Origin of the sequence: Roseomonas sp. HF4, from assembly GCF_005222755.1 — a bacterium.
In the GTDB taxonomy this organism is placed as follows: domain Bacteria; phylum Pseudomonadota; class Alphaproteobacteria; order Acetobacterales; family Acetobacteraceae; genus Neoroseomonas.
Genome location: NZ_STGD01000006.1, coordinates 96,366 through 120,653, shown reverse-complemented (window position 1 = coordinate 120,653; position 24,288 = coordinate 96,366). Strand labels below are relative to the sequence as shown.

General features: G+C 71.8%; 22 protein-coding genes. 10 read left to right on the top strand and 12 right to left on the bottom strand.

Going from position 1 to position 24,288, the window contains the following annotated elements; genetic code table 11:
* Window positions 1-152 precede the first annotated feature (152 nt).
* Window positions 153-806: a dienelactone hydrolase family protein gene (locus E8M80_RS11310; RefSeq protein WP_370287375.1), complete on the bottom strand. Its 654-nt coding sequence runs from the start codon at window positions 804-806 to the stop codon at window positions 153-155.
* A 46-nt stretch (window positions 807-852) separates the two neighbouring features.
* Between E8M80_RS11310 and E8M80_RS11305 the strand changes: the two genes are divergently transcribed.
* Both E8M80_RS11305 and E8M80_RS11300 read left to right on the top strand, forming a co-directional pair.
* Window positions 853-1,029: a DUF4169 family protein gene (locus tag E8M80_RS11305; RefSeq protein ID WP_137125801.1), complete on the top strand. Its 177-nt coding sequence runs from the start codon at window positions 853-855 to the stop codon at window positions 1,027-1,029.
* 145 nt (window positions 1,030-1,174) lie between these two features.
* A complete protein-coding gene (locus tag E8M80_RS11300; protein WP_170979345.1) occupies window positions 1,175-1,570 on the top strand; it encodes a RidA family protein in 396 nt (131 codons plus the stop codon).
* On the opposite strand, the gene E8M80_RS11295 is transcribed toward E8M80_RS11300, so the two are convergent.
* Entirely contained in the window at window positions 1,512-2,459 is a 948-nt protein-coding gene (locus E8M80_RS11295; protein ID WP_137125800.1) for a LysR family transcriptional regulator, read from the bottom strand. The genes E8M80_RS11300 and E8M80_RS11295 overlap by 59 nt on opposite strands.
* Window positions 2,460-2,575: 116 nt before the next feature.
* Here E8M80_RS11295 and E8M80_RS11290 point away from each other — a divergent pair, with 116 nt between their 5' ends.
* Window positions 2,576-3,121 (top strand): carboxymuconolactone decarboxylase family protein, encoded by a 546-nt coding sequence (locus E8M80_RS11290; RefSeq protein WP_137125799.1) that lies wholly within the window; start codon window positions 2,576-2,578, stop codon window positions 3,119-3,121.
* A 180-nt stretch (window positions 3,122-3,301) separates the two neighbouring features.
* Window positions 3,302-3,946 (top strand): pyridoxamine 5'-phosphate oxidase family protein, encoded by a 645-nt coding sequence (locus tag E8M80_RS11285; RefSeq protein WP_137125798.1) that lies wholly within the window; start codon window positions 3,302-3,304, stop codon window positions 3,944-3,946.
* 39 nt (window positions 3,947-3,985) lie between these two features.
* Here the strand turns inward: E8M80_RS11285 and E8M80_RS11280 are convergent, their stop codons facing one another.
* From E8M80_RS11280 to petA, 4 genes are all read right to left on the bottom strand, one after another.
* Complete coding sequence (locus E8M80_RS11280; protein WP_137125797.1) at window positions 3,986-5,317, bottom strand: acetyl-CoA hydrolase/transferase family protein; 1,332 nt, start codon at window positions 5,315-5,317, stop codon at window positions 3,986-3,988.
* Between the two features lie 211 nt (window positions 5,318-5,528).
* Window positions 5,529-6,299: a cytochrome c1 gene (locus E8M80_RS11275; RefSeq protein WP_137125796.1), complete on the bottom strand. Its 771-nt coding sequence runs from the start codon at window positions 6,297-6,299 to the stop codon at window positions 5,529-5,531.
* A gap of 2 nt (window positions 6,300-6,301) precedes the next feature.
* The gene (locus tag E8M80_RS11270) at window positions 6,302-7,573 is read right to left on the bottom strand and encodes a cytochrome b/b6 (protein ID WP_137125795.1); all 1,272 of its coding nucleotides are present in this window, start codon (window positions 7,571-7,573) and stop codon (window positions 6,302-6,304) included.
* 11 nt (window positions 7,574-7,584) lie between these two features.
* Window positions 7,585-8,130: a ubiquinol-cytochrome c reductase iron-sulfur subunit gene (gene petA / locus E8M80_RS11265; protein WP_137125794.1), complete on the bottom strand. Its 546-nt coding sequence runs from the start codon at window positions 8,128-8,130 to the stop codon at window positions 7,585-7,587.
* 203 nt (window positions 8,131-8,333) lie between these two features.
* Here petA and hemF point away from each other — a divergent pair, with 203 nt between their 5' ends.
* Window positions 8,334-9,245, top strand: a complete 912-nt coding sequence (gene hemF, locus E8M80_RS11260) for an oxygen-dependent coproporphyrinogen oxidase (RefSeq protein WP_137125793.1) — start codon at window positions 8,334-8,336, stop codon at window positions 9,243-9,245.
* A gap of 144 nt (window positions 9,246-9,389) precedes the next feature.
* On the opposite strand, the gene E8M80_RS11255 is transcribed toward hemF, so the two are convergent.
* Window positions 9,390-11,534, bottom strand: a complete 2,145-nt coding sequence (locus tag E8M80_RS11255; RefSeq protein WP_240789993.1) for a TRAP transporter fused permease subunit — start codon at window positions 11,532-11,534, stop codon at window positions 9,390-9,392.
* 155 nt (window positions 11,535-11,689) lie between these two features.
* Window positions 11,690-12,706, bottom strand: a complete 1,017-nt coding sequence (locus E8M80_RS11250; protein ID WP_137125791.1) for a TAXI family TRAP transporter solute-binding subunit — start codon at window positions 12,704-12,706, stop codon at window positions 11,690-11,692.
* Window positions 12,707-12,909: 203 nt separating this feature from the next.
* Between E8M80_RS11250 and E8M80_RS11245 the strand changes: the two genes are divergently transcribed.
* Entirely contained in the window at window positions 12,910-13,362 is a 453-nt protein-coding gene (locus E8M80_RS11245; protein ID WP_137125790.1) for a (2Fe-2S)-binding protein, read from the top strand.
* 1 nt (window position 13,363) lies between these two features.
* A complete protein-coding gene (locus E8M80_RS11240; protein WP_137125789.1) occupies window positions 13,364-15,571 on the top strand; it encodes a xanthine dehydrogenase family protein molybdopterin-binding subunit in 2,208 nt (735 codons plus the stop codon).
* Window positions 15,572-15,600: 29 nt separating this feature from the next.
* Here the strand turns inward: E8M80_RS11240 and E8M80_RS11235 are convergent, their stop codons facing one another.
* On the bottom strand, window positions 15,601-16,503 hold the full coding sequence (locus E8M80_RS11235) for a PfkB family carbohydrate kinase (protein ID WP_170979344.1): 903 nt from the start codon (window positions 16,501-16,503) through the stop codon (window positions 15,601-15,603).
* Between E8M80_RS11235 and E8M80_RS11230 the strand changes: the two genes are divergently transcribed.
* The 3 genes from E8M80_RS11230 (at window position 16,502) to E8M80_RS11220 (ending at window position 20,417) form a co-directional block, all read left to right on the top strand.
* Entirely contained in the window at window positions 16,502-17,206 is a 705-nt protein-coding gene (locus tag E8M80_RS11230; RefSeq protein ID WP_137125787.1) for an RluA family pseudouridine synthase, read from the top strand. The two genes, E8M80_RS11235 and E8M80_RS11230, sit on opposite strands and share 2 nt — an antisense overlap.
* Before the next feature lie 569 nt (window positions 17,207-17,775).
* Window positions 17,776-19,365, top strand: coding sequence for an ABC transporter substrate-binding protein (locus tag E8M80_RS11225; protein ID WP_137125786.1), 1,590 nt, complete (start codon window positions 17,776-17,778; stop codon window positions 19,363-19,365).
* Window positions 19,366-19,370: 5 nt separating this feature from the next.
* Complete coding sequence (locus E8M80_RS11220; protein ID WP_137125785.1) at window positions 19,371-20,417, top strand: phosphotriesterase; 1,047 nt, start codon at window positions 19,371-19,373, stop codon at window positions 20,415-20,417.
* A 263-nt stretch (window positions 20,418-20,680) separates the two neighbouring features.
* Here E8M80_RS11220 and E8M80_RS11215 read toward each other — a convergent pair whose 3' ends face one another.
* The 3 genes from E8M80_RS11215 to E8M80_RS26610 form a co-directional block, all read right to left on the bottom strand.
* Window positions 20,681-22,438 carry an ABC transporter ATP-binding protein gene (locus E8M80_RS11215; RefSeq protein WP_137125784.1) on the bottom strand — a complete coding sequence of 586 codons (1,758 nt, stop codon included), beginning with the start codon at window positions 22,436-22,438 and terminating at the stop codon, window positions 20,681-20,683.
* Window positions 22,439-22,578: 140 nt separating this feature from the next.
* Window positions 22,579-23,901, bottom strand: a complete 1,323-nt coding sequence (locus E8M80_RS11210) for a CCA tRNA nucleotidyltransferase (protein ID WP_240789992.1) — start codon at window positions 23,899-23,901, stop codon at window positions 22,579-22,581.
* Window positions 23,898-24,146 carry a DUF6111 family protein gene (locus E8M80_RS26610; protein ID WP_240789991.1) on the bottom strand — a complete coding sequence of 83 codons (249 nt, stop codon included), beginning with the start codon at window positions 24,144-24,146 and terminating at the stop codon, window positions 23,898-23,900. The genes E8M80_RS11210 and E8M80_RS26610 overlap by 4 nt, the downstream gene beginning before the upstream one ends.
* Window positions 24,147-24,288 lie beyond the last annotated feature (142 nt).

Below are 24,288 nucleotides of genomic sequence, written 5' to 3'. Positions count from 1 at the left end.
GTATCATGCCAAGCGCACGAAGTTCCGACTTGCGGGCCGAAGGGCCGAGGCCGCGACTGCGGCCCGCCGGTTGTCCGGCGAAGCCAAGGGCCGCGGATGCGGCCCGCCCGGCGTTTGAGGCGCGCGGAGGTGAAACCTTCGTGCGCCAGGCATCAGAGGTGCTTCGCGAAGAATTCCAGCGTGCGCTTCTGCGCCAGCGCGTAGTCCGCCTCGACATAGGACCCGCGCTCGTCGCAGCCGAAGCCGTGGCCGCCGCCATAGACATGCACCTCGACGCCGGGCTGCGCGGCGCGGATCGCCGCCACGTCCGTCATCGGGATGGAGGCGTCGGTTTCCCCGAAATGCAACTGCACCGGGCAGCGCGCGGCTTCCTCCTTCGCCGCTGCGATGCCGCCGCCGTACCAGCCGGAGGACGCGGCGAAGGCGCTGGTGCGGGTCGCGCCGTGCCAGGCGACGGTGCCGCCCCAGCAATAGCCGACGATGCCGCGCCTGGCCGCGCGCGGGAGGGCCGCGGCGGCGGCCAGGATGTCGAGCACGGTCAGCCCCGCGTCGATCTTCCCGCGCAACTCGCGCCCCTGCGCGACGTCGGCCGCCTCGTAGCCGAGCTCGATCCCCGGACCCACGCGGTCGAACAGCGCCGGCGCGATCACGGCGAAGCCCTCGGCGGCGAAGCGGTCGCAGACGCTGCGGATGTGGCGGTTCACGCCGAAGATCTCCTGCGCCACGACCAGCGCGCGCGGGGCGTCCTGGGGCCCGGCGCGGTAGGCGGTCAGGCGGTGGCCGTCGGCGGCGGTCAGCGAGATCATGGGCATGGGCGTTTCCCCTGGGATGAAGCGGGCGTATCCTCGGCCCATGGTCGAGATCGTCAACCTCAACAAGGCCCGCAAGGCGCGCGCGAAGCAGGACGCCGCGACCGAGGCCGCCGCCAACCGCGCGAAGCACGGCCGCACCAAGGCGGGCAAGGCGAACGACGCGCGTGCCCAGGAACGCCGGAAGGCGCTGCTCGACGGGGCGAAGCGCGAGGAATGATACCGGGCGCACAAAGTTCCGACTTGCGGCCTGAAGGGCCGAGGCCGCGACTGAGGCCCGCCGATTGTTCGGCGGAGCCAAGGGCCGCGGATGCGGCCCGCCCGGCGTTTGAGGGGCACGAAGGTGAGACCTTCGTGCGTCAGGAATGAGCGGCCTGACGCACCACCTGCTGGCCGGCTTCCCGCCCTCGGTCTCGCCGTCCTCCCACGCGGTGGAGGCGGATGGCTTCGTCTTCCTGACCGGGCAGTTCCCGCGCGACCTCGACGACCCCGCGGCACCGCTGCCCGGGGGCATCGCCGCGCAGACCACGCGCACGATGGGCAACCTGGCGCGCGCGCTGGGCGCGCTCGGCCTTGGGCTCGAGCACCTGGTCTCGGTGCGCGTCTACCTCAGCGCCTTCGAGCGTGACTACGCGGCGATGAACGCGGCCTATGCCGCGGCCCTGCCGCCTGGCGGGCGGCCGGTGCGGACCTGCATCGGCGTCACGGCGCTGGTGCGGGGCGCGCTGATCGAGGTGGAGGCGGTGGCGAAGCGCCCGTGAAGCGCCAGTCGCGCGTCGCGAGCGCCAGGTCCACCAGCGCCCGCACCTTGGCCGAGAGCAGCCGCGCCGAGGGGTACACGAAGTGGATCGGCAGCGGCGCCGGCTCGAAGCCCGCCAGCACCGCGACGAGCCGCCCGGCGCGCAGCGCCTCCTCCGCCTGGTAGAACAGCGCGGTCGTGATGCCGCCGCCCTGCCCGGCGTGCCAGAGCGCCGCATCGACGCTGTTCGTCGCGTAGCGCGGCGCGATGGCGCGCGTCTCGGCGGCGGCTCCGCGGTGGAAGGTCCAGGCGCGCTCGGCGCCGAGCGGCGTGCAGTGGATCAGGCGATGGCGATCGAGATCCTCGGGCGCCCGCGGAGTGCCCAGGCGCGCGAGGTAGTCGGGTGCCGCGACCCAGATGCGCCGCGTTTCCCCCGCCCGCCGCGCGACCAGCGTGCTGTCGGCCAGCGCGCCGATGCGGATGGCGACGTCCACGCCGTCCTCCAGCAGGTCGATGTTGCGGTCGGACAACGTGAGTTCGCCGGTGACCTCGGGATGGCGGTTCAGGAACTCGCAGACCAGCGGCCCGGCATGCAACCGCCCAAAGGTGACGGGCGCGGCCACCACCAGGTGGCCGGACGGCGTGGCGCGCTCGGCCGCCGCGCTGTCCTCGGCTTCCCGCACATCGGCAAGGATCCGCCGCGCCCGCATCAGGAAGCGCGCCCCCGCATCGGTCAGCGCGACGCGCCGCGTGGTCCGCTGCAGCAGCCGGAGGCCGAGCCTATCCTCCAGCCCCGCCACCAGCCGCGTGACGGCGGAGGGCGACAGACCGAGGCGCCGGGCGGCCGGGGCGAAGCCTTTGGCATCGGCGACCGCGACAAAGGTGGTCATGGCGTCGAAGCGATCGGTCATTATTGCATTATTGGCAGCAATATCTTGCCAGGAAAGCGAATTATCACGAACGGCACAGCGGCGCATGGTCCGGGTCACAGGGTGGATCCCCCGCCCGGCCTTCCAGGAGACACGCCATGTCCCGCATCCCCACCCCCGCCACCGTTGCCGCTGCGCCGGCCGCTGCCCGCCCGCTGCTCGACGGCGTGCAGAAGTCGCTCGGCTCGGTGCCGAACCTGTTCCGCCTGCTCGCGACCAGCCCGGCGGCGCTCGGCGGGTATCTCGGCCTGTCGGGGGAACTCGCGAAGGGCGCGCTCGACGCAGCCACGCGGGAACGGATCGCGCTCGCGGTCGCGGAATTCAACGGCTGCGGCTACTGCCTCGCGGCGCATTCCTTCATCGGCGCGCGGGTCGCGAAGCTTGACGCCGCCGAGATCGCGGCGAACCGCGCCGGGCGGTCGAACGACCGCAAGGCCGATGCGGCAGTGCGCTTCGCCGTCGCGGTGACCGAGGCGCGCGGGCGGATCGGCGAGGCCGACCTGGCCGCCGTGCGCCTCGCCGGCTGGTCCGATGCCGAGATCCTCGAGATCGTCGCGCATGTCGCGCTGAACACGCTGACGAACTACGTCAACGAGGTGGCCGGGACGGCGGTGGACTTCCCGCCCGTCGCCCGCGCGGCGTGAGGCGATAGGGCGGGGGAGGAGAACCTCCCCCGCTCGCCCTCCCTTTTTTTGTCCTTGGCGCTGTTCCTGAAAGGTGGGCGCCAAGTGCCAGAAAGGGCTGTGGGGGGGTACGGGGGGCGAAGTTCCCTACTGCCCCCGGTTCCTCGACCACCCGTATCGAACGCGCGCCGGAGACCCGCCATGCCCCACGCCACGCCGAGCGACGTCGCCTTCTCCCCCGCCGTCAAGGCCATCCAGTCCGCCCGCGGATCGCGCGAGGGCTATGCGAGGATGGAGCGCCGCGGCGGCTGGCGGACCGAGGTGACGCCCGACCTCGCCGCCTTCATCGCCGCGCAGCGCAGCCTGTTCCTGGCCAGCGCCAGCGCCGACGGCCAGCCCTACATCCAGCACCGCGGCGGGCCGCCAGGGTTCCTCCGCGTGCTCGACGCCGAGACGCTGGCCTTCGCGGACCTTTCCGGGAACCGGCAATACGTCACGCTCGGCAACCTCTCGGAGAACCCGCGCGTGCAGCTGTTCCTGATGGACTACGCGAACCGCCGCCGCGTGAAGATCTGGGGCGAGGCGCGCGTGGTCGCGGACGACCCGGCGCTGCTCGCGATGCTGGTGCCGGCGGGGACGGAGGCGCGCGCCGAGCAGGCGATCGTGATCCGCGTGACCGCCTGGGACGCGAACTGCCCGCAGCACATCCCGCAGCGCTTCGAGGCGGAGGATGTGGCGGCCGCGATCGCGGCGCGGGAGGCGCGGATCGCGGCGCTGGAGGCGGAGGTCGTCCGGCTGAAGGCGGGCGGAACCCAGGTCGGCGTCCGGCCGGATGGTTCCACCTGATCGGATGTCGCCCCGGCCGCAGGACGCCCCGCGCCGTCGTCAGTGCCCGCGCGGGATCAGCCCATGCTCCCGCGCCTGGCGGTGCAGCAGGTCGCGAAAATCCGGATGCGCGAGGCCTATCAGCGCCTTCGCCCGCTCGGACACCGACTTCCCCTTGAGGTTCACGATGCCGTACTCGGTCACGACGTACATCATGTCCGACCGCGGCGTCGTCACGACGTTGCCGGGCGTAAGGTTCAGCACGATGCGGCTGCGCCGCTCGCCTCGCTTGTCGTAGGTCGAGGACAGGCAGATGAACGACTTCCCACCCGTCGAGGCATAGGCGCCGCGCACGAACTGCAGCTGTCCGCCGGTGCCGCTGATGTGCCGGTGGCCATCGGATTCCGAGGCCGCCTGGCCCTGCAGGTCGATCTGCGTGGTGTTGTTGATCGCGACGACCTTGTCGTTCCGCATGATGATATGCGGCATGTTGGTGTCCTCGACCGGCAGGCAGTGGAAGTCGGGATTGCCGTCGATCGTGTCGTAGAGCGCCTTGGTGCCGAGCGCGAAGGAATAGACGCACTTGCCCGGGTGCAGCTGCTTGCGCGTGTTGGTCACGCGTCCGGCGCGGTAGAGCGCCGCCAGCCCGTCGGTCAGCATCTCGGTGTGGATGCCGAGGTCCTTCTGGCCGCTGTCGAGCAGCAGCGAGCAGACAGCGTTCGGCATGCCGCCGATGCCGATCTGAAGGCAGGCGCCGTCCTCGATCTCGCCCGCGATCAGGCGGCCGACCGCGCGGTCGGCCTCGGTCGGCGCGGCATTCGGCAACTCGGCGAGCGGCGCCCCGTCGCCTTCGATGACGAAATCCACCTCGCTCGCGTGCACGCCGTTCTGCTCGCCGTGGCCGAGCGGGATGTTGGGGTTGGTCTCGACGATCACGACGCGCGCGCGCTCGACAACCGTGCGGTGCCAGAGGTTCGAGCCGCCGAAGTTGAACATCCCGTCCGCGTCCATCGGCCGCGTCTGCAGGACGGCGATGTCGATGGGGTCGATGAAGCGACGGTAGTAGTCCGGGATCTCGCCGAGGTTGACCGGCATGTAGTGGCTGATGCCGGCATCGTGCTTCTTCCGGTCGTAGCCCGAGAAATGCAGGCTGACCCAATGGAAGTGCTCGCCCTTCGGGTCGGCCTCCAGCACGGCGCGCGGGCGGACCGACAGGCAGTTCCGGATGCCGACGTCGCGCAGGTCCGCCGCGCGGGCCGCAAGCGCGGCGTCGAAGGCGTCGGGCTGCGTCGTGATCGCGCCATAGTCGAGCCAGTCGCCGGACTTGACCAGCGCCGCGGCCTCGGCGGCGGTGATGTGCCGCGGGGTCTTGCCGCCTTGGTTGACTTTCATCCGTTCCTCCCTGCGGGTCCTCTGCCGCCCCGCCGCGCGGTCCCCGGATTGCGAAACTGGCAGGATTCGACGCGCGGCGCCAAGGCCGAACCGGCGCGCGGGCCGGCACGCAAGGAAACGGCCCGGGGCGGGCACCCCGGGCCGGTCTCGTCGTGGCGTCCGAAGGCGACGTCGACGTCCCCGCCGCGCCGTCCCGGCGCGGCGGCAGCGGTCAGTGGACGTCGGCCCAGATCTTCCGCTTCACGGCATAGGCGAGGCCGCCCAGGATTGTCAGGAAGATGATGACCTTCACGCCCATGGCGCGGCGCTCCTCGAGCTCCGGCTCGGCCGCCCAGGCGAGGAAGGTCGCGACGTCGCGCGCCACCTGGTCGAGCGTGGCGGGCGTGCCGTCGGCGAATTCCACTTGGTCCGGGTAGACCGGCTGCGCCATGGCGATCTGATGGCCGGGGAAGTAGCGGTTGTAGTTCATCCCCTCCATCATCGTGACGCCGTCCGGCGGGTCCTGGTAGCCGGTCAGCAGCGCGTGGATGTAGTCGGCGCCGCCGGCGCGCGCCTTGGTGATGACCGAGAGGTCCACCGGGTAGGCGCCGTTGTTTGCCGCGCGCGCTGCCTGCTGGTTCGGGAAGGGGCGGCGGAAGCGGTCGGACGGGCGGGCCGGGCGCTCGAACATCTGGCCTTCGTCGTTGGGGCCGTCCATCACAGTGAACTGGGACGCGATCTGCGCCACCTGCGCCTCGGTCAGGCCGAGCTCGCGCAGGTTGCGGTAGGACAGCAGCCGCATCGCGTGGCAGGCCGAGCAGACTTCCTTGTAGACCTGGAAACCGCGCTGCGCGCTGGCGCGGTCGTAGGTGCCGAAGATCCCGTCGAAGGAGAAACCGGCGCGCGGGATCGCGATCGCCTCCCCCGCCGCGCGGGCGGGGGTCGGCATGGCGGCGAGCAGGCCGCCGATAACGGCGAAGGCCTTGAGGGCGTTGCGGACCATGGTCAGGCCTTCTCCATCGGCTTCGCCGCGGCGCCGGCGGGCAGCGGCCCACCGCCGCCGAGCACGGCGCGGGCGATGCTCTCGGGCAGCGGCAGCGGCCGCTCGAGACGCCCGAGCAGCGGCAGGATCACGAGGAAGTATGCGAAGTAGTACGCCGTCGCGAGACGGCTGATGGTGACGTAGGGCTCCTCAGCCGGCTTGGCGCCGCAATACATCAGCACGAAGAAGCACACGGTCCAGAGCAGGAAGGCGACCCGCGCGATCGGGCGGAAGCGCATCGAGCGGACCGGGCTGCTGTCGAGCCAGGGCAGCACGAAGAGCACCGCGATCGAGCCGAACATCAGCAGAACGCCGCCAAGCTTGTCGGGCACCGCGCGCAGGATCGCGTAGAACGGCAGGAAGTACCATTCCGGCACGATGTGCGCGGGCGTCACCAGCGGGTCGGCCGGGATGTAGTTGTCCGGGTGGCCGAGGTAGTTCGGCGCGAAGAACACGAAGCCGGCGAACACGATGAAGTAGATCACCAGGCCGAAGCTGTCCTTCGCCGTGTAGTACGGGTGGAAGGGCAGGGTGTCCTGCGGGCCCTTCGGCTCGACGCCGAGGGGGTTGTTCGAACCCGTGATGTGCAGCGCCACCACGTGCAGGAACACGACGCCCACGATCACGAAGGGCAGCAGGTAGTGCAGGCTGAAGAAGCGGTTGAGCGTCGGGTTGTCGACGCTGAAGCCCCCCCACAGCAGCGACACGATCCACTCGCCGACGAAGGGGAAGGCGCTGAACAGGTTGGTGATGACGGTGGCGCCCCAGAAGGACATCTGGCCCCAGGGCAGCACGTAGCCCATGAAGGCGGTCGCCATCATCAGCAGGAAGATGACGACGCCCAGCATCCAGAGCAGTTCGCGCGGCGCCTTGTAGGACCCGTAATACATGCCGCGCCAGATGTGGATGAACACCACGATGAAGAACATCGAGGCGCCGTTCATGTGCACGTAGCGGATCAGCCAGCCGAAGTTCACGTCGCGCATGATGCGCTCGACCGAATCGAAGGCGTAGCTGGTGTGCGGCGTGTAGTGCATGGCGAGGAAGATACCGGTCGCGATCATGATCATGAGGTTGACCATGGCGAGCGCGCCGAAATTCCAGAAATAGTTGAAATTCCGGGGAGTCGGGAAGGTCCCGTACTCCTTCTGCATCATCGTGAAGATGGGCATGCGCTGGTCGATCCAGCGCACGACGGGGTTCTTGAAGTCGCTGTTGTGAAGGCCGATCGCCATCGTTCCGCTCCTCAGCCGATCCGGATCTTGGTGTCGGAGGTGAAGGCGTATTGCGGAACTTCAAGATTCCGAGGCGCCGGCCCCTTCCTGATGCGCCCGGCCGTGTCGTAGTGGCTGCCGTGGCAGGGGCAGAACCAGCCGCCGTACTCGCCGCGCGCATCGGTCGGCTTCTGGCCGAGCGGCACGCAGCCGAGATGCGTGCAGACACCGAGCACGATCAGCCACTCGTCCTTCTGGACGCGGCTCTGGTCGGGTGCGGGGTCGGGCAGCTGCGACAGCGGCACCTCGCGTGCCGTGGCGATCTCCTCCGCCGAGCGGTGGCGCACGAAGACCGGCTTGCCGCGCCACATCACCGTGATGGCCTGGCCGACCGCGATCGGCGCAAGTTCGACCTCGGTGCTGGCCAGGGCCAGAACGTCGCGCGCGGGTTGGAGGGAGGCGATGAAGGGCCAGGCGATCGCGCCCACGCCCACCGCGGCGAAGGACGCCGTCACCAGGTTCAGGAAGTCCCGCCGGGGCGTCCCTTCGGACGCGGAGGCGCCACCAGTATCGGCCATGCCACTCCATCCCTTCCGCCGGGCCGCCCGGATCCCGGGGCGCCGCCGACCGCATCTACATTGTCCGGGGCTGACCGAGGTTCGCCCCACCGTGGGCAGGCGGCGCGCGCGTTCGCACGCTGCCCCTTCCGCGCGGCCGCCCTTATAAGGGCGCGTCGCGCGGAGTGTCCATGGCACCCCCTGCGCATCCCAGGGAGCGTTACATGACTGAACAGATTGCGGCCCCCGGGCCAGGGGCCGCGCCGGCCGACCACCCCCTCGTCGCGCCCGCCCGCGCCTGGTTCGAGGAATTACGCGACCGCATCTGCGCGGAATTCGAAGCGATCGAGGACGAACTCCGCGAAGGCCCGCACCGCGACCTGCCGCCCGGTCGCTTCGAGCGCACCACCTGGACGCGGCCCGAAGGCGGGGGCGGCGTCATGTCCGTGATGCGCGGGCGCGTGTTCGAGAAGGTGGGCGTCAACGTCTCGACCGTGCATGGCGAGTTCAGCCCCGAGTTCCGCAAGCAGATCCCAGGGGCGGAGGCTGACCCGCGCTTCCTCGCGACGGGCATCTCGCTGGTGTCGCACCTGCGCAACCCGCGCGTGCCGGCGGCGCACATGAACACCCGCTTCATCGTAACGACGCGCGCCTGGTTCGGCGGCGGCGGCGACCTCACGCCCATGTTCCCCGACAGCGCCGAGGCGGCCGAGGACGCGCGCGGCTTCCACGCCGCCTACAAGGCCGCCTGCGACAAGGTGGACCCGGCCTGGTATCCGCGCTTCAAGCAATGGTGCGACGAATATTTCTTCCTGCCGCACCGCAACGAGCCGCGCGGCCTCGGCGGCATCTTCTACGACTGGCTCGGCGACCGGACGCCCGGCAACGGGCCCGAGGCCGACTTCGCCTTCACGAAGGATGTCGGCCTCGCCTTCCTGGAGGCCTATCCGGCCATCGTACGGCGCCGGATGCACGAGCCCTGGACGGCGGAGGAACGGCAGAAGCAGCTCATCCGCCGCGGCCGCTACGTGGAATTCAACCTGATCCACGACCGCGGCACGCTGTTCGGCCTCAAGACCGGCGGCAACGTGGAGGCGATCCTGATGTCGCTGCCGCCGGAGGTCGCCTGGCCCTGAGCGCGGGCGGAGGGAGAAGGGAACTTCCCCCCCCGGACCCCCCTCAACCTTCTTTGTCACTTGGTATCCGAACCTCAAGGACCGGCGCCAGGTGCCAGAGAAGGGAGGGGGCGCGGGGGAGGTTCCCCCCCCCCCCCCGCCGCGTCAGGCCACGACCATCCGTGCTCCTCGCCGCGCCGCGCGGAGGTTGAGCGCGAAGACCGCCGCCAACACCGCCAGCCCGCCGAGATGCGCGACCCGCATCTCCGGCCACATCAGCGCGCAGCCCGCCGCGAACAGCACGGCGCGCAGCGGCCAGGAGACCGGCGCCTCGAGGTGCCCGTCGATCGCGCCGGCCAGCGCATAGATCGCGAAGACCGCGAAGAACGACACCTCGAGGTCGTGCCAGAGATTGCCGCCGAGCAGCGGCGTGTAGGCGAAGAGGAAGGGCACGATGTAGAGGCCCTTCGCCACCTTCCAGGCCGTGAAGCCGGTCGCCATGGGCGGCGTTCGCGCGATGGCGGCCGCGGCGAAGGCGGTCAGGCAGACCGGCGGCGTGACGCCGCTGTCCTGGCTCAGCCAGAAGATGATCATGTGCGCGGACAGCAGCGCGATGGTGAGCGCCTCCGTCGACAGCGCGCCCTCGGTGAAGGTGCGCGCGATGTCGGGCGGCACGAGCGCCACCAGCGCGGTGGCAGCGGCGAGGCTCATGGGCTGGCCGATCTCCGCCATGCGGTCGGGCGCCACCAGCATCAGGATGCCCTTGGCCTGGTCGCCGATCGTGCCTGCGGCCACCGCCTGGATCACGCTCGACTGCGCGATGAGTTCCGCCAGTGCCGGCGCCGAGAGCGTGGCCAGCACGACATAGGACGCCGTCACCGGCAGCCCCATGCCGAGCACGAGCGAGGCGAGCGCGATCAGCACCAGCGCGACGAACAGGCTGCCGCCGGCCCACTGGTTGATCATGAGCGAGAAGGTGTTGCCGATGCCGGTCGTCGCGATGGCATTGACCACGACGCCGACGCCCACCAGCAGCACCGCCGTCAGGATCATGTCGGAAGCGCCCTTGGCCAGCGCCTCGAAAACCGCGCGCGGCCCCATCCCGTAGCCCTTCCGCAACCAGGAGGAGGCGATGAGCGCGACGATGCCCGCGCCCGCGCAATAGGTCGGCGTATAGCCCGCGATCAGCAGGCCCATCAGCACCCCGATCGGGGCGAAGAACTGCAGGCCGCCGCGCCGGAAGGCCTCGACCAGGGTGGGCGCATCCGGGTCGGCGGCGGTCAGGCCCTCGCGCTTGGCCTCGATGCGGATATAGACCGCGACGGACCAGAAATAGAGCATCGCCGGCAGCACCGAGACGGCGACGATCGTGAGGTAGGGGATGCCCGTGTAGGACGCCATGACGAAGGCGCCCGCGCCCATGATGGGCGGCATGATCTGCCCGCCGGTCGAGGCCGCGGCCTCGGTCGCGGCGGCGAAGCGCGGGCGGAAGCCTGCGCGCTTCATCATCGGGATGGTGATGACGCCGGTCGCCGCGACATTCGCGACGGTCGAGCCCGAGATGGTGCCCATCAGCGCCGAGCCGATGACCGCGACATAGCCCGGCCCGCCGATCATCCGCCGTGCAAGGGCGCGCGCGAAGTCGATGATGAACTCGCCGGCACCCGAGCGGTTCAGGAAGGCGCCGAACAGCACGAACATGAAGACGTAGGTCGCGGAGATCGACGCGATGTTGCCCAGCATCCCGTCATCGGTCCAGAAGGTCCGGTAGAGCATCGTCTCGAGCGTCAGGCCCGGGAAGGTCAGCATTCCCGGCACGTACTTCCCCCAGACCACGACATAGGTGAAGGCCGTGATCATGATCGCCGGGATCAGCAGGCCGGTGGTGCGCCGGACGAATTCCAGCACCAGCAGCGGCGCCAGCGCGGTGAAGACCCAGTCCTGCCAGTGATAGGCGGCGTTGCGCTCGAAGAACGCCGTCTCGGTCAGCATCAGGTAGCCGATGCAGGACAGCGCCAGCAGCGCGAGCACGACGTCGATCGCGAGCGCCACCCGCGCGCCGCGCGCCGTGCGTGCCTCGAAGGCCGGGTAGGCGAGCGCGCAGAGCGCCCCGAAGCCGCCGAAGTGCACGACGTTCAGCCAGGTCTCGGACCAGGTGCCGAGCGTATTGACGTAGATGTGCAGGATCGCGAGCAGCGCGCCGCCCGCCATCACCGCCTGTCCGGCGACCGTGCCGGGCCCGCGCAGCACGCGCCCCGTATCGATGTCGACCGCGCGCGCGGCCGGGGCCGCTTCCAGTGTTCCAGCCATTGTCATGCCCGCCGCGCGCGCCGGGTCCGCGCCGCTTCCCGGTTGCGGGCGGGCCCGGAGCCTCGGCCCCAGGGGTTGCCTCCGCCGCGCCGTCGGGCGCGGGTGCGGCGGCCGGGTCGCTGCCCGGCCGCCGTCGCCTGATCAGCCGCCGGCGATCACGCCGGGATGAGCGCCGCGGGCACGGTCATGCCCTTCTCGCGATAGTAGCGGATGGCGCCCGGATGCAGCGGGAAGGGATAGCCGCCGAGCGAATCCGCCAGGCTGATCTCCCGCGTCGCAGCGTGGATGTTGTTGAGGAAGGGCAGGTTCTCGAAGATCGACTTCGTGACCAGGTAGACATCCTGCTCAGGCACCGCCGCGTTGCAGGCGAAGAAGTTCGGCAGCCGCGCCGTCGGCACCGCCTCGGGCTGGTTCGGATAGGTGTTCGCCGGGATGGTCGAGAGCGACAGCAGCGAGGTGTTGCCGTTGGCGCGCCGCACATCCTCCTCGTTGAACGCCAGGATCTTCAGCCGCGTGCCGGCATTGGCCATCGCCTGGGTCAGCGCGCCGGTCGGCAGGCCGGCCTCGAAGTTGCCGCCCTGGATCGAGCCGTTCTGCAGGCTCTCCGCCGTCGGGCCATAGCCCTGGTAGACCAGGTCGAACTTCTCGTAGTCGATGCCGAGGTTCGGGAAGATCCAGCGGTGCATGGTCTCGAGGCCCGAGCCGCGCGCACCCATCGAGAACTTCTTGCCGTACAGGTTCGCCATGTCGCCGATCCGCCCGGTGGTGGCGAGGCTGCGGTCGATCACGTACTGCTCGTAATTGTACCAGAGCGGCAGGATGCCGCGCAGGTTCCGCTGCACGCCCTCGGCCTGGAAGGCGCCAGTGCCGCTGCCCGCGAACTGCGCGACCAGGCCCTGCAGGATGGCGAACTGGGCCTGGTTCTCGCGCAGCAGCTTCACGTTCTCGGTCGACCCGGCCGAGGAGATGGCGCTGAGGTCGAGCCCCTGGGAGGACTGCAGCCGCACCTTGGCGAGCGTCGCGATGGCGACGCCGACCGGATAGTAGGTGCCGCCCGTCGTCGCCGTGGTCAGCACGTAGGACCGCGCCTGGCGCTGCTGAGCGACCGCGGGTGCTGCCAGAAGCGCGGCGGTGCCACCGAGGCCGAGAGCACGGCGTGTGAGTTTGGTCATGTTTTGTTCCTCCCGGATGGTATTCGTGCGGTCAAACAACGTCCCGTGCGCCCGCTTCGAGGTCGTCACTGAATATTACCATCCGGCAATTTTTCGTTCAGGTCAACTTCATCTCCCGGAATGCCGCCGCACGCGGGCCTGGACTTCCGCCTGCCCCGCCTGAGCATCATCTTGACCAGGGCGGGGTCGAAGCGGAGGCGCGCATGATCGAACTGGACGTCAACGGCACGACCCATCGCCTCGAGGTCGAGGGCGACACCCCCCTGCTCTGGGTGCTGCGCGAGCAGCTCGGCCTGACCGGAACGAAGTATGGCTGCGGCATCGCCGCCTGCGGCGCCTGCACCGTGCTGCTGGACGGGGAAGCGGCGCGGTCCTGCGCGGTCACGGCGGAGGCGGTCGCCGGCCGCCGCGTCACCACGATCGAGGCGATCGAGGCGCATCCCGTCGGCCGGCGCGTGGTCGAGGCCTGGGTCGAGCACCAGGCGCCGCAATGCGGCTACTGCCAGTCGGGCCAGGTGATGGCCGCGACGGCGCTGCTGGCCGCGGTGCCGAAGCCCTCGGCCGCGCAGATCCGCGACGCCATGACCAACATCTGCCGCTGCGGCACCTACAACGCCGTCGCGCGCGCGATCGGCGCGGCGGCGGAGGCCGGCTGAGATGCACCGGGCGACCCCCGCCAACCTCTCGCGCCGCGGGCTGCTCGGGGCGGGGCTCGTGCTCGGCCTGGCCATTCCGGTCCGGGCGCCGCACGCGCAGGCCTCGGCCGCGGCGGCGCTGCGCCATGCGACCCGGGTCGCGGCGTATCTCCGCATCGCGCCGGACGGCACGATCCACCTGCAGAACCCCTTCGTCGAGGGCGGCCAGGGCATCGACAGCGCCGTCGCGCAGATCGTCGCCGAGGAACTCGACGCCGACCCGGCGCGCTTCGTCGTCGCCTGCGCGCCGCCGGGCGAGGCGTACCGCGTCATGCAGGGGGGCAATGCGCGCTTCACCGGCGGATCGCTGTCCGTGCGGTCCTCCTTCGCGCATTTCCGCACGCTCGGCGCGACGGCGCGGGCGATGCTGGTGGAGGCCGCCGCGGCGCGGCTCGACGCGCCGGCATCGACGCTCTCGACCGGCGCGGGGCGGGTGCTGCACGCCTCATCCGGCCGCGCGATCGACTACGCGGACCTGGCCGAGGCCGCCGCCGCGCTGGCGCCGCCGGCCGGCGCGCCGCTCAAGGATCCGGCGCGCTTCCGTGTCATCGGGCGGCCGCTGCCGCGGCTCGACGTTCGGGCGAGATCCACGGGCCGGGTCGCCTATGCCATCGACGTGAAGGTCGAGGGCATGCTGCTCGCCGCCGTGCTGCATGCGCCGCGCGCCGGGGCCCAGCCTGCCGCCGTGACGAACGAGGACGCGCTGCGCGCCCTGCCCGGCGTCCATTCCGTGCATCGCCTGCCCGGCGCCGTCGCTGTCCTCGCCGATACCTGGTGGCGGGCGAAATCCGCCGTGGCGCAGGCGCAGGTCGCCTGGGCCGCGCTGCAGGGGCCGGTGATGGAGGCGGATTTCGATGCCGCCGCCATGCTCGGTCGCCTCAAGGCCGCCGCCGGCACGCCCGGCAACACGGCGGAGGAGGCGGGCGACCTCCGCACCGCCATGGCCGGTGCCGCGCGCGTCATCGAGGCGGAGTACGACGCGCCCTACCTGGCGCACGCGCAGATGGAGCCGCCTTCGGCCACCGCGCGCTTCGCTGCGGACGGCACGCTCGATGTCTGGGTGCCGAACCAGGCGCCGGACCTCTTTCGCGCTTCCGCCGCGCGCGCCGCGGGGATCGAGGAAGCGAAGGTCCGCCTGCATTCGCCGCCGCTCGGCGGCTTCTTCGGGCGGCACTTCGCCTATGGCAGCGCCAATGCCCACACCCAGGCGATCCTGCTGGCCAGGACCGCGAGCCGCCCCGTCAAGGTGATCTGGAGCCGCGAGGAGGAATTCGCCCGCGACGCCTATCGCCCGCTGTCCTTCGCGACCTTCCGCGCCGGGCTCGACCCGTCTGGCGAGGTCGTGGCGCTGCAGGCCTCGGGCTACGGGGAAGGGCCGGTCACGCGGCATTTCGGCGCCGCGCGGCTCGGCAGCCCGCCCGTGGACGGCTCGGTGATGGAGGGGCTGACCGGCAAGCCTTATCGCTTCGCGGCGAAGCGCATGGAATTCGTGCCCGTGCCGCATCCGCCCGGCGTCAATCTCGGCTTCTGGCGGTCCGTCGGGCACTCGATGAACGACTTCTTCCTCGAGAGCTTCCTCGACGAGGTGGCCCATGCGGCGGGGCGCGATCCCCTGGGCTTCCGCCTGGCGTTGCTGTCCTGGAGCGAACGGCACCGCGCCTTGCTGCAGGAGGTGGCGGCGCTCTCGGGCGGCTGGCGGCCCGGCCCCTTCACGGCGGAGGACGGCACGCGGCGCGCGCGCGGCCTCGCCATGGCGTCGCCCTTCGGGTCCGAGGTCGCGACCATCGCGGAGGTCTCGGTGCGCGACGGCGAGGTCGTGGTGCACGACCTCTGGATCGCGATCGATCCGGGGCGCGCGGTCAATCCCCGCACCATCGCCGAGCAGGTGGAATCCGCCGCCGCGCTCGGGCTTTCTGCCGCGCTGGCCGAGGAGGTGGTCTTCGCGCGCGGCGAGGTCGCGACGCGCAACTTCGATACCTATCGCGTGCTGCGCCGGGACTGCATGCCGCGCGTGCATGTGCGCATCGTCGACAGCGGCGCGCCGATGGGCGGCGTGGGGGAGCCCGGCACGCCGGGCGTCGCGCCGGCGGTGGCGAATGCGGTGTTCGCGCTGACGGGGCAGCGCCTGCGGTCGATGCCGTTCGGCAAGGCTCGGCTTGCCGGGCCCTGACGGCGCGGCGGGTTGCGGGAAGCCGGTCCCTACAGGACCTCGTCCACCATCGCCCGCGTCGGCGTGGCCCCGTCCCGCGCGCGCAGCGCCCCGGCCGCGGCCGCGAAGCGCATCGCATCCGCGACCGCCATCCCCTCGGCCATCGCCAGCGCATAGGCGCCGTGGAACACATCCCCCGCGCCGGTGGTGTTGGTCGCCTCGACCGGGAGCGGCGGGGTGCGCGTCGGCTTGTCGTCGCCGGCCGCCATCCAGAGCACGCCCTTCTCCCCCTGCGTCACCGCCGCGACCTTCACGGGGCCGGACGCCAGCGCCTGGCGCAGCCCCTCCTCCGGATCGCGGCCGGGGGCGTAGTTCGCGAGCCCGGGGACCGAGAAGATCGGATGGTCCACCCGCGGCACCAGGTCCACCAGGATGCGCGTCTCGCTCCGCTCCCCGTCCAGGATCACGGGCACGCCGGCCTCCCGCGCTGCCGCCGCCGCCACCGTGACGCCCTCGGGCCAGCGCGGGTCGCAGCAGAGCGCGCCGGCGTCCCGGATCATGTCGAGCGGCAGCCAGTCGGTATCCGTGCCGAGGCCCGAGCCGCGGAAGGAGATGATGGTGCGCTCCCCCCGAGGGTCCACGAGCACGGCGCCGACCGGGGTGCGCCCACCTGGGACACGGCGCAGGCCCGTGACGTCCACGCCCTCGGCCTCCAGCGCCTCGGCCAGCGGCTCGCCGTTGAGGTCGTCGCCGATGCGGCCCCAGAAGGCGGCGCGGCCGCCGAGGCGCACCACCGCGATCGCCGCATTGGCGGCCATGCCCCCTGGGCCGATGCTGTAGCCGCGCGCCGGGACCTTGGCCGGCGGCTGGGGTATGTCCTCGACGCGGAAGGTGTGGTCCGCCACGACGTTGCCGAGGCAGATGACGAGGGGCGGCCTGGATGATCCCGACATGATACGCCCGAGCGTCCCACGCAGCCCCGTGTCGCGCCAAGCGCCACCTGAGATCGCGCGGCACATCCTGCTGCTGCGCGACGACGTGATCGTGCTGGACAAGCCGGCGGGGCTGCCCGTGCATCGCGGCCCGCGCGGCGGCGCCTCGCTCGAGGACTGGCTGGAGGCGCTGCGCATGGGCAAGCGGCACCTGCCGCAGCCGGCGCATCGCCTCGACGCCGACACGGCCGGCTGCTTGGCGCTCGGCCGCACCAAACCGGCGCTGGCGGCGCTCGGGCGAATCTTCGCGGCCGGCCTGGCGGGCAAGACCTACTGGGCCGTCGTGGCCGGCGGCCCGAGGGGGGCGGACGGGCGCATCGCGCTGCCGCTCCGGAAGGTGAGCAGCGCCGCGCGCGGCTGGCGGATGGAGCCGCACCCCGACGGGCAACCCGCCGCGACGGCCTGGCGCGTGCTCGGGCGCGGCGGGGGCCTCGCCTGGCTGGAACTCCGGCCTGAGACGGGGCGGACGCACCAGCTGCGCGTCCATTGCGCGGCCGCGGGCTGGCCGATCCTGGGCGACCCGGTGTACGGCGCCGGCGGGGCGGGCGGGCTGCACCTGCTGGCGCGGCGGCTGGTGCTGCCGCTTGACCCGCCGGCCGAGGCGGAGGCGCCGGTGCCGCCGCACATGGCGGCCGCGATCGGGCTCTGCGGCGGCGCGGGCTGACGGCGGCGCCGGAGCGCATTGCGATGGCGCGCAGGCCGCGCGGCGGGCTTCGGACAATTGCGGGGCACGCGGCGAGGGGCGCCTGCGGGTTTCGGACATATCCACTTCGCCTCCCCGGGGGTGCCGGCAGGTATCGGACAGATCCGCCGCCGGCCTCAGGGCGAGGAGGCTCCGGATGGGCCGGAACCGAACGACCCGCGTGGGCGGCACCGGCATGCCGGGGCGGTCCAGGCGCGAGCGCGCGTGGCACCCGGATGATCCGGCGCCGCACGCTGCCCGCCGCCTTCGGCTTCGCAGGGCCCCATGCCGTCGGACCCGGCCGCACGCGGCGCGGCGCCGCCGACGTCGCCTTGTCCCCGCCCTGGTGGGCGCCGTGCGCGTCGCATGCCACCGGGGCGCCTCCTGCACGACCGTCCCGCAGCGTATAGGGAAATTAATCCTATTTCAAGTCCAGCCGAGCGTCGCGCGAGCCGGCGTCGCGCCGCCTCGCCTTGTCCTGCCCGTGCCGCGGGTGCCAGTCTGGCCGGGAAGCGCCTGCCTCGAAGCGGGCCCAACCCAGGGAGAGTGACATGCGTCGCCGAGACTTCCTCGCCGCCACCGCCGCGACCGCCGCCGCCACGCAGGCCGCACCGGCGCTGGCCCAGGGCAACCGGGCGCGCGTCCTGCGCTTCGTGCCGCAGGCCAACCTGACTTCGCTCGACCCGGTCTGGACCACCGCCGCGGTCACCGAGAACCATGGCTGGCACATCTACGACACCCTCTACGGACTGACGGACGACCTTCGCGTCGCGCCGCAGATGGCCGAGGGGCACACCGTCTCCGACGACGGCCTCACCTGGCTGATCCGCCTGCGGGAGGGGCTGCGCTTCCACGATGGCGAGCCCGTCCGCGCGCGGGATTGCGCGGCCAGCCTCGCACGCTGGAGCAAGCGCGACACCTTCGGCCAGTCCCTCGGCGCCGTCGTCGAGGAATGGGGCGCGCAGGACGACCGCACCATCCGCATCAGGCTGAAGTCCCGCTTCCCGCTGCTGCTGCAGGCGCTGGGCAAGCCGGCCGCGGTGGTACCCTTCATCATGCCCGAGCGCATCGCGCGCACGGACCCGTTCCAGCAGATCAGCGAGAATATCGGCTCCGGCCCCTATCGCTTCCTCAATGACGAATACGTCTCGGGCAGCCGCGCGGCCTATGCCAAGTTCGACGGCTACGTTCCGCGGCAGGAGCCGGCGTCCCGCACTGCGGGCGGCAAGGTCGCGCACATGGAGCGTGTCGAGTGGACGATCATGCCCGACAGCGCGACGGCCGCCGCCGCGCTGCAGGCCGGCGAGATCGACTGGTGGGAGCAGATCAACGCCGACCTCGCGCCGCTGCTGCGCCGCAACCGCGGCGTCGAGGTGAAGGTGCTGAACACCCTCGGCTACATCGGCGTCGCCCGGTTCAACTGCCTGCATCCGCCTTTCGACAAGCCGGCGGTGCGCCGCGCCCTGCTCGGCGCGATCAACCAGGAAGACTACGTGCGTGCCGTCACCGGCAACGACCCGGCCGCCTTCCGCGTCTGCCCGTCCATGTGGCCCTGCGGCACGCCTTACGAGAGCGCGACGGCGAACGACGCGCTGCGCGGCCCGCGCGACCTTGACCGCGTGCGCGCGGACCTCCGCGCCGCCGGCTACAATGGCGAGAAGATCGTCATCATCAACCCGACGGACTTCCCGACCATCGGGCCCTTCGGCCAGGTCACGGCGGACCTGCTGCGCCGGCTCGGCATGAATGTGGAACTGGTCGAGACCGACTGGGGCACGGTGGTGCAGCGCCGCGCCAGCAAGGAACTGCCGGAGCGCGGCGGCTGGAACATCTTCCACACCTGGTGGCCGTCGGTGTCCATCATCAACCCGGCGGTGAACGCGACGCTGCGCGGGCTCGGCCAGCGCGGCTGGTTCGGCTGGTACGAGAACCCCCGCGTCGAGGAAGCGGCGGCGCAGTGGCTGCTGGCCGAGACCGAGGCGGAGCAGAAGCGCCTGGCCGACGTGATCCAGCGGGAATCCTTCGAGAATGCGCCGATCCTGCCGCTCGGCCAGTTCTTCATCGCCAGCGCCTATCGCGCGGGGCTGTCCGGGTTCCTCCAGGGTACCGCCGCCTATCCCTGGAACATCCGGCGCGGCTGAGCGTCATGCCGCGCCTGACCCGGGACGAGATGCGGGGCCGCGCGCAGACCGTGCGCGGCCTCGTGGACCCCGCCGTGCTCGGCTCGACGCTGATGCACGAGCACCTGATCTGGGACCTCCGCCCGCCGCCGCTGCGCAGTGGCGACCAGGGGGAGGAGCCCGGCCTTGCGAACCACTGGGGCATGACGACCTCGATGGCAGGCTCGCCCGCCAACCTCCACCAGCCGAGCGCGGAGGTCGCGATCGAGGCGGTGGCCGAGGCGGTGGCGGCAGGCTGCGAGACGATCGTGGAACTGACGATCGGCGGCATCTCCCCCGACCCCGAGGGGCTGCTCCGCGTGAGCGACGCCACCGGCTGTCACATCGTCATGGGCTGCGGCCACTATGTCGAGGAATACCAGTTCCCCGAGAACCACCATCGCAGCGTGGACGACTTCGCGGCCGAGATGGTGGCGCAGGTGCAGGAGGGCCTCTGGGGTACGGCGGTCCGTGCCGGCCTGATCGGGGAGATCGGCTGCCAGAACCCGTGGACGCCACTCGAGCGCCGGGTGCTGGAAGCCGCGCTCATCGCACAGCAGGAAACCGGCGCGGCGCTGACCATCCACCCCGGCCGGCGCCAGGACCAGCCGCAGGAGGTGATGGAGTTCATCGCGGCCCGCGGCGGCGACCCGTCCCGCACCATCATGGACCACATCGACCGCACCATCATGGACGATGACGCGCTGTTCCGCCTGGCGGACACGGGCGTGGTGCTGGAATGGGACCTGTTCGGCCAGGAAAGCTGCCTCTACCCGCACAACTGGGACGTCGACATGCCGAACGACGCGGGCCGCCTGCGGGCGATCCGCAAGGTGCTGGACCGCGGGCACCGGGGGCAGGTCGTGATCGCGCACGACATCTGCCACCGGTCGCACATGACGCGCTGGGGCGGCTGGGGCTACGCGCATATCCACCGGAACGTGCTGCCACTGATGCGCCGGCGCGGTTTCTCCGAGGCCGAGATCCGCGAGATCCTGGTGGAGACGCCGCGGCGGTTGCTGACGTTCGCGTAGGGCGTGGCCGGAGAGCGGCTTCGCCCCTCTCCGGACCTCTCCCCACCACGGGCTTGATACTTGGCGCACGAAGGTTTCACCTTCGTGCCCCTCAAGCGCCGGGCGGGCCGAAGTCGCGGCCTCAGCCCTTCGGGCCGAAAGTCGGAACTTCGTGCGTCTGGTCCTCAGGCCCTTGGAACCCTCGACCTGAAGTATTGGTTTCCAAAGGCCCTTCGGCCTTTGGTGGGTGGGGGTTCCTGGGGAGGGCAAAGCCCTCCCCCGCTCTACCCGCCGCCCGCGAAGGCCTGGGTCCGGACCAGCCGCGCATAGAGCCCGTCCGCCGCCATCAGCTCCCCATGCGTGCCCTGTTCGACCGCGCGGCCCTTCTCCATCACCACGATGCGGTCCGCGTCGCGCACGGTGGCCAGGCGATGGGCGATGACCAGCGTGGTGCGCCCGGCGCGCAGCCGCGCCAGGGCGTCCTGCACCAGGGCCTCGTTCTCGGCGTCGAGCGCGCTGGTCGCCTCGTCCAGCAGCAGGATGCGCGGGTTGCGCAGCAGCGCGCGGGCGAGGGCGATGCGCTGGCGCTGCCCGCCCGACAGGCGCGACCCGCCGGGGCCGAGCACCGTGTCGTAGCCCTGCGGCAGGGCGACGATGAAGTCGTACGCGGCGGCGGCGCGGGCGGCGTCCTCGACCTCGGCGCGCGTGGCGTCGGGGCGGCCCGCGGCGATGTTGGCCAGCGCCGTGTCGTCGAAAATGACGGCGTCCTGCCCGACATAGGCGATGGCGTCGCGCAGCGCGGCCAGTGCGACGCCCCGGATGTCAGCGCCGTCGACCAGCACGCGCCCGGCCGTCGCATCATAGAGGCGCGGCACGAGCGCGATGGCGGTGGATTTACCGGCGCCGGAGGGGCCGACGAGCGCGACCGTCTCGCCCGGCGCGGCGGCGAAGCTGAGGCCCGCCAGCGCGGCGTCGGGCACTCCTTCGTAGGTGAAGCCGACGTCCTCGAAGGCGATGCGGCCGCGGCCTTCGGGCAGGGGGGTGGCGCCCGGTGCGTCGAGGATGCTGCGCTTCGTGTCCATGACGCCGAAGACGCGGGTCAGGCCGGCCAGCCCTTCCTGCAGCGCGGCGTTGAGCGAACCGAGCGCGCGCACGGGGCGCGAGGCGATCAGCAGCGCGGCCACGAAGCCGGTGAACTCGCCGAGCGTGCCGGTGCCTGATGCGACGCGCCAACCCACGAAGACCAGCACGGCGGCGACGGCGAGGCCGCCCAGCGCCTCCAGGATCGGGTCGAGCGAGGCGCGGGTGCGGGCGATGCCGGTCAGGCTTTCCCGCAGGCGCGCGAACAGGCCGGCGGCGCGGGCCTCCTCGGCCGCTTCCAGGCGGTAGGCGCGGACCACGCGGGCGGCGCCGAAGCTCTCCGTCAGCGCCGCGGCGGCCTCCCCCACCCGTTCCTGCATGCCGCCCGAGGCGCGGCGGATGCGCTTGCCGAGGCGCAGGATCGGCACCACCGCGAGCGGATAGAGCAGCGCGGCCACCAGCGACATCTGCCAGTCGAGGTAGACCATCGAGGCCACGAGGCCGACGACGGTCAGGGCGTCGGCCACGGCGTTGATGGATTTCGTCAGCGCCTCCCGGATCAGGGCGGCGTCGGTGGTGAAGCGGGCGGCGTGGCGGGCGGGCGCCTCGCGCGCCACCACTGCCAGGTCGGCGCGCGTCAGGGCCCGGAACAGGTCGTTCTGGATCGCCTCGATGACGCGCAGCACGACCTCCTGGATCGCGACTGCCTGGCCGTACTGCGCCGCGGCCTTGAGCGCCGTGACGACGACGATGACCAGCGGGATGACCCAGAGCACGTCCTGCCGGTCGGCCGTGAACAGGTCGAAGGATTGCTGGATGACGACGGGATAGAGCGCCGTCATCCCCGCCACGCCGAGGGTGCAGAGCAACGCCACCGCGATGCCGCGGCGATGCCCAGCGACATAGGCGCGCCAGAGGCGGCCGAGCAGGGCGCGGGCGGTGGTGTCTAGGGCAGGGGCCATGGCCCGGGCATAGCCCGGAAGCCGGGGCGGCGGTATCCGGCGCGGGGCCAGCGATGTCACATTAACGGACTTGCATCCGGCGGCGCGGCCATGCTAGTTCTTGTTTCGTTCCGGTGAAGGCGGCGGGGTCGATCCCCCACTCATCCCCCGAGTGCGGCCCCGCCGCCGCCCCCGCCGCCGCCCCCGCCGAGGCGCTCAGCTCGGAGCCGACGGAACTCCTCGAGACATTCGTCTTGGGTCGGCGTGCAGCCGCGTTCGCGCCACCACAGGCGTGTCCGGCCGAGCAATTCGCCCATCAGCGGCCCTGGCTGCACCCCTTCGGCTACGGCGTCGACGCCGCTGAGCGGAAAATGCGGTACCGGGAGGATCGCGGCGTGACGTCTCGCTTCCGTCCAATAGCGATGCCGCGCCCCCCGTTCGGCGAAGTCCCGCATGAGCAGGATGCGGTCCGCGAAGTCCCGCGCTCCGGCCTCCTTCCGCACCTCCGAGTAGGCGATGAAGAGACTCCACCGGGCGGCGTTTTCCGCCGTGTCGAACGGCGGCACGAGCGCCATGGCCCCACCGTACGGCCGGCGCGTGCTGTTCTGCATGTAGTGGTGCAGATACATCCGCTCGTTCCAGGATGCCTTCAGGCGTTGCGCGACCGCATCGGCCTTTCCCTCGCCCGGGACCAGTGCGACGAGGCGAAACAGGGGATCGGCCGACACATCGAGCATCTGCAGGCGGCGTAGGGCATCCAGGTCCCAGGGTTCGTGCAGCACGGCCCCCAGCACCCCCGTCTCTGCCATCAGCGCCACCGCCGGCACCGGGTCCGGCACCGCCAGGATCCGCTTCACCTCCATCCACACCCGCTCGACCGACAGGCGCGCCAGCCCCGGCACCGCGCGGCGGATGGCGGCGACCGCGGCGGCGTCCGGCGCGCCGCGCCCGTAGCGCGCCTGGAAGCGGAAGAAGCGGAGCGCGCGGAGGTAGTCCTCCGCCAGCCGCGTGTCCGGGTCGCCCACGAAGCGCACCAGCCCCGCCGCGAGGTCCGCCCGGCCGCCGAAATAGTCGAACAGCGCGCCATCGGGCGCCAGCGACATGGCGTTGATCGTGAAGTCGCGCCGCGCCGCGTCCTCCCGCCAGTCGACCGTCCATTCCACCACGGCGTGGCGGCCGTCTGTCAGCACGTCGCGCCGCAGCGCCGTGACCTCGACCGGGACATGCTCCAGCACCGCTGTGACCGTGCCGTGCGCTAGGCCGGTCTCGAACACCTTGAGGCCGGCGGCGCCGAGGCGCTTGGCGATCTCCTCCGGTGGCAGCGGCGCCGCAACGTCCACATCGGCCGAGGGCAGGCCGGCCAGTGCGTCCCGCACGCAGCCGCCGACGGCGCGCGCGCCCGGCAGGGCGGCCAGCACCGCCGCGACGGCCGGGATGTCGAGGAAGCCGGGGCGCGGGATCGCCCCGGCCGGCGCCGGGCTCACCGGAAGGGTTCCGCGTGGCCGGGGGTGATCTGCCCGCCCTCGATCTGCGCCGGCACGTAGGCGGTCCCCGGCGGCATGCTCCGCTGCGTGCCGTACCAGAAGGACCCGGCCACCATCAGCACGATGCCGACAGCGCCGAGCACGAGCAGGATTGTGCTCGGCTCGGTGTTCGGGTTCGCGCGCCGCCACAGCCCGTAGGCGGCGAAGGGCAGCAGGAACAGGAGGGCTTCCAGCAGATAGGCCACGGCGCAGCATGCCGCGTGCGGCCGCGCCTTGGAAGCGCGGGGCGATCCCGCCTGATCGGACAGAAAGAACGGCACGAGGCTTCGACTCGTCCCGCGGCCGCGACTGCGGCCCGCCGGAAGTCCGGCGAAAGCCAAGCGAACC

Bases quoted from the DNA above. Each gene is read 5' to 3' on its own strand.
- E8M80_RS11310 (WP_370287375.1), bottom strand. From the start codon at position 806: ATGATCTCGCTGACCGCCGCCGACGGCCACCGCCTGACCGCCTACCGC.
- E8M80_RS11305 (WP_137125801.1), top strand. From the start codon at position 853: ATGGTCGAGATCGTCAACCTCAACAAGGCCCGCAAGGCGCGCGCGAAG.
- E8M80_RS11300 (WP_170979345.1), top strand. From the start codon at position 1,175: ATGAGCGGCCTGACGCACCACCTGCTGGCCGGCTTCCCGCCCTCGGTC.
- E8M80_RS11295 (WP_137125800.1), bottom strand. From the start codon at position 2,459: ATGACCGATCGCTTCGACGCCATGACCACCTTTGTCGCGGTCGCCGAT.
- E8M80_RS11290 (WP_137125799.1), top strand. From the start codon at position 2,576: ATGTCCCGCATCCCCACCCCCGCCACCGTTGCCGCTGCGCCGGCCGCT.
- E8M80_RS11285 (WP_137125798.1), top strand. From the start codon at position 3,302: ATGCCCCACGCCACGCCGAGCGACGTCGCCTTCTCCCCCGCCGTCAAG.
- E8M80_RS11280 (WP_137125797.1), bottom strand. From the start codon at position 5,317: ATGAAAGTCAACCAAGGCGGCAAGACCCCGCGGCACATCACCGCCGCC.
- E8M80_RS11275 (WP_137125796.1), bottom strand. From the start codon at position 6,299: ATGGTCCGCAACGCCCTCAAGGCCTTCGCCGTTATCGGCGGCCTGCTC.
- E8M80_RS11270 (WP_137125795.1), bottom strand. From the start codon at position 7,573: ATGGCGATCGGCCTTCACAACAGCGACTTCAAGAACCCCGTCGTGCGC.
- petA (WP_137125794.1), bottom strand. From the start codon at position 8,130: ATGGCCGATACTGGTGGCGCCTCCGCGTCCGAAGGGACGCCCCGGCGG.
- hemF (WP_137125793.1), top strand. From the start codon at position 8,334: ATGACTGAACAGATTGCGGCCCCCGGGCCAGGGGCCGCGCCGGCCGAC.
- E8M80_RS11255 (WP_240789993.1), bottom strand. From the start codon at position 11,534: ATGGCTGGAACACTGGAAGCGGCCCCGGCCGCGCGCGCGGTCGACATC.
- E8M80_RS11250 (WP_137125791.1), bottom strand. From the start codon at position 12,706: ATGACCAAACTCACACGCCGTGCTCTCGGCCTCGGTGGCACCGCCGCG.
- E8M80_RS11245 (WP_137125790.1), top strand. From the start codon at position 12,910: ATGATCGAACTGGACGTCAACGGCACGACCCATCGCCTCGAGGTCGAG.
- E8M80_RS11240 (WP_137125789.1), top strand. From the start codon at position 13,364: ATGCACCGGGCGACCCCCGCCAACCTCTCGCGCCGCGGGCTGCTCGGG.
- E8M80_RS11230 (WP_137125787.1), top strand. From the start codon at position 16,502: ATGATACGCCCGAGCGTCCCACGCAGCCCCGTGTCGCGCCAAGCGCCA.
- E8M80_RS11235 (WP_170979344.1), bottom strand. From the start codon at position 16,503: ATGTCGGGATCATCCAGGCCGCCCCTCGTCATCTGCCTCGGCAACGTC.
- E8M80_RS11225 (WP_137125786.1), top strand. From the start codon at position 17,776: ATGCGTCGCCGAGACTTCCTCGCCGCCACCGCCGCGACCGCCGCCGCC.
- E8M80_RS11220 (WP_137125785.1), top strand. From the start codon at position 19,371: ATGCCGCGCCTGACCCGGGACGAGATGCGGGGCCGCGCGCAGACCGTG.
- E8M80_RS11215 (WP_137125784.1), bottom strand. From the start codon at position 22,438: ATGGCCCCTGCCCTAGACACCACCGCCCGCGCCCTGCTCGGCCGCCTC.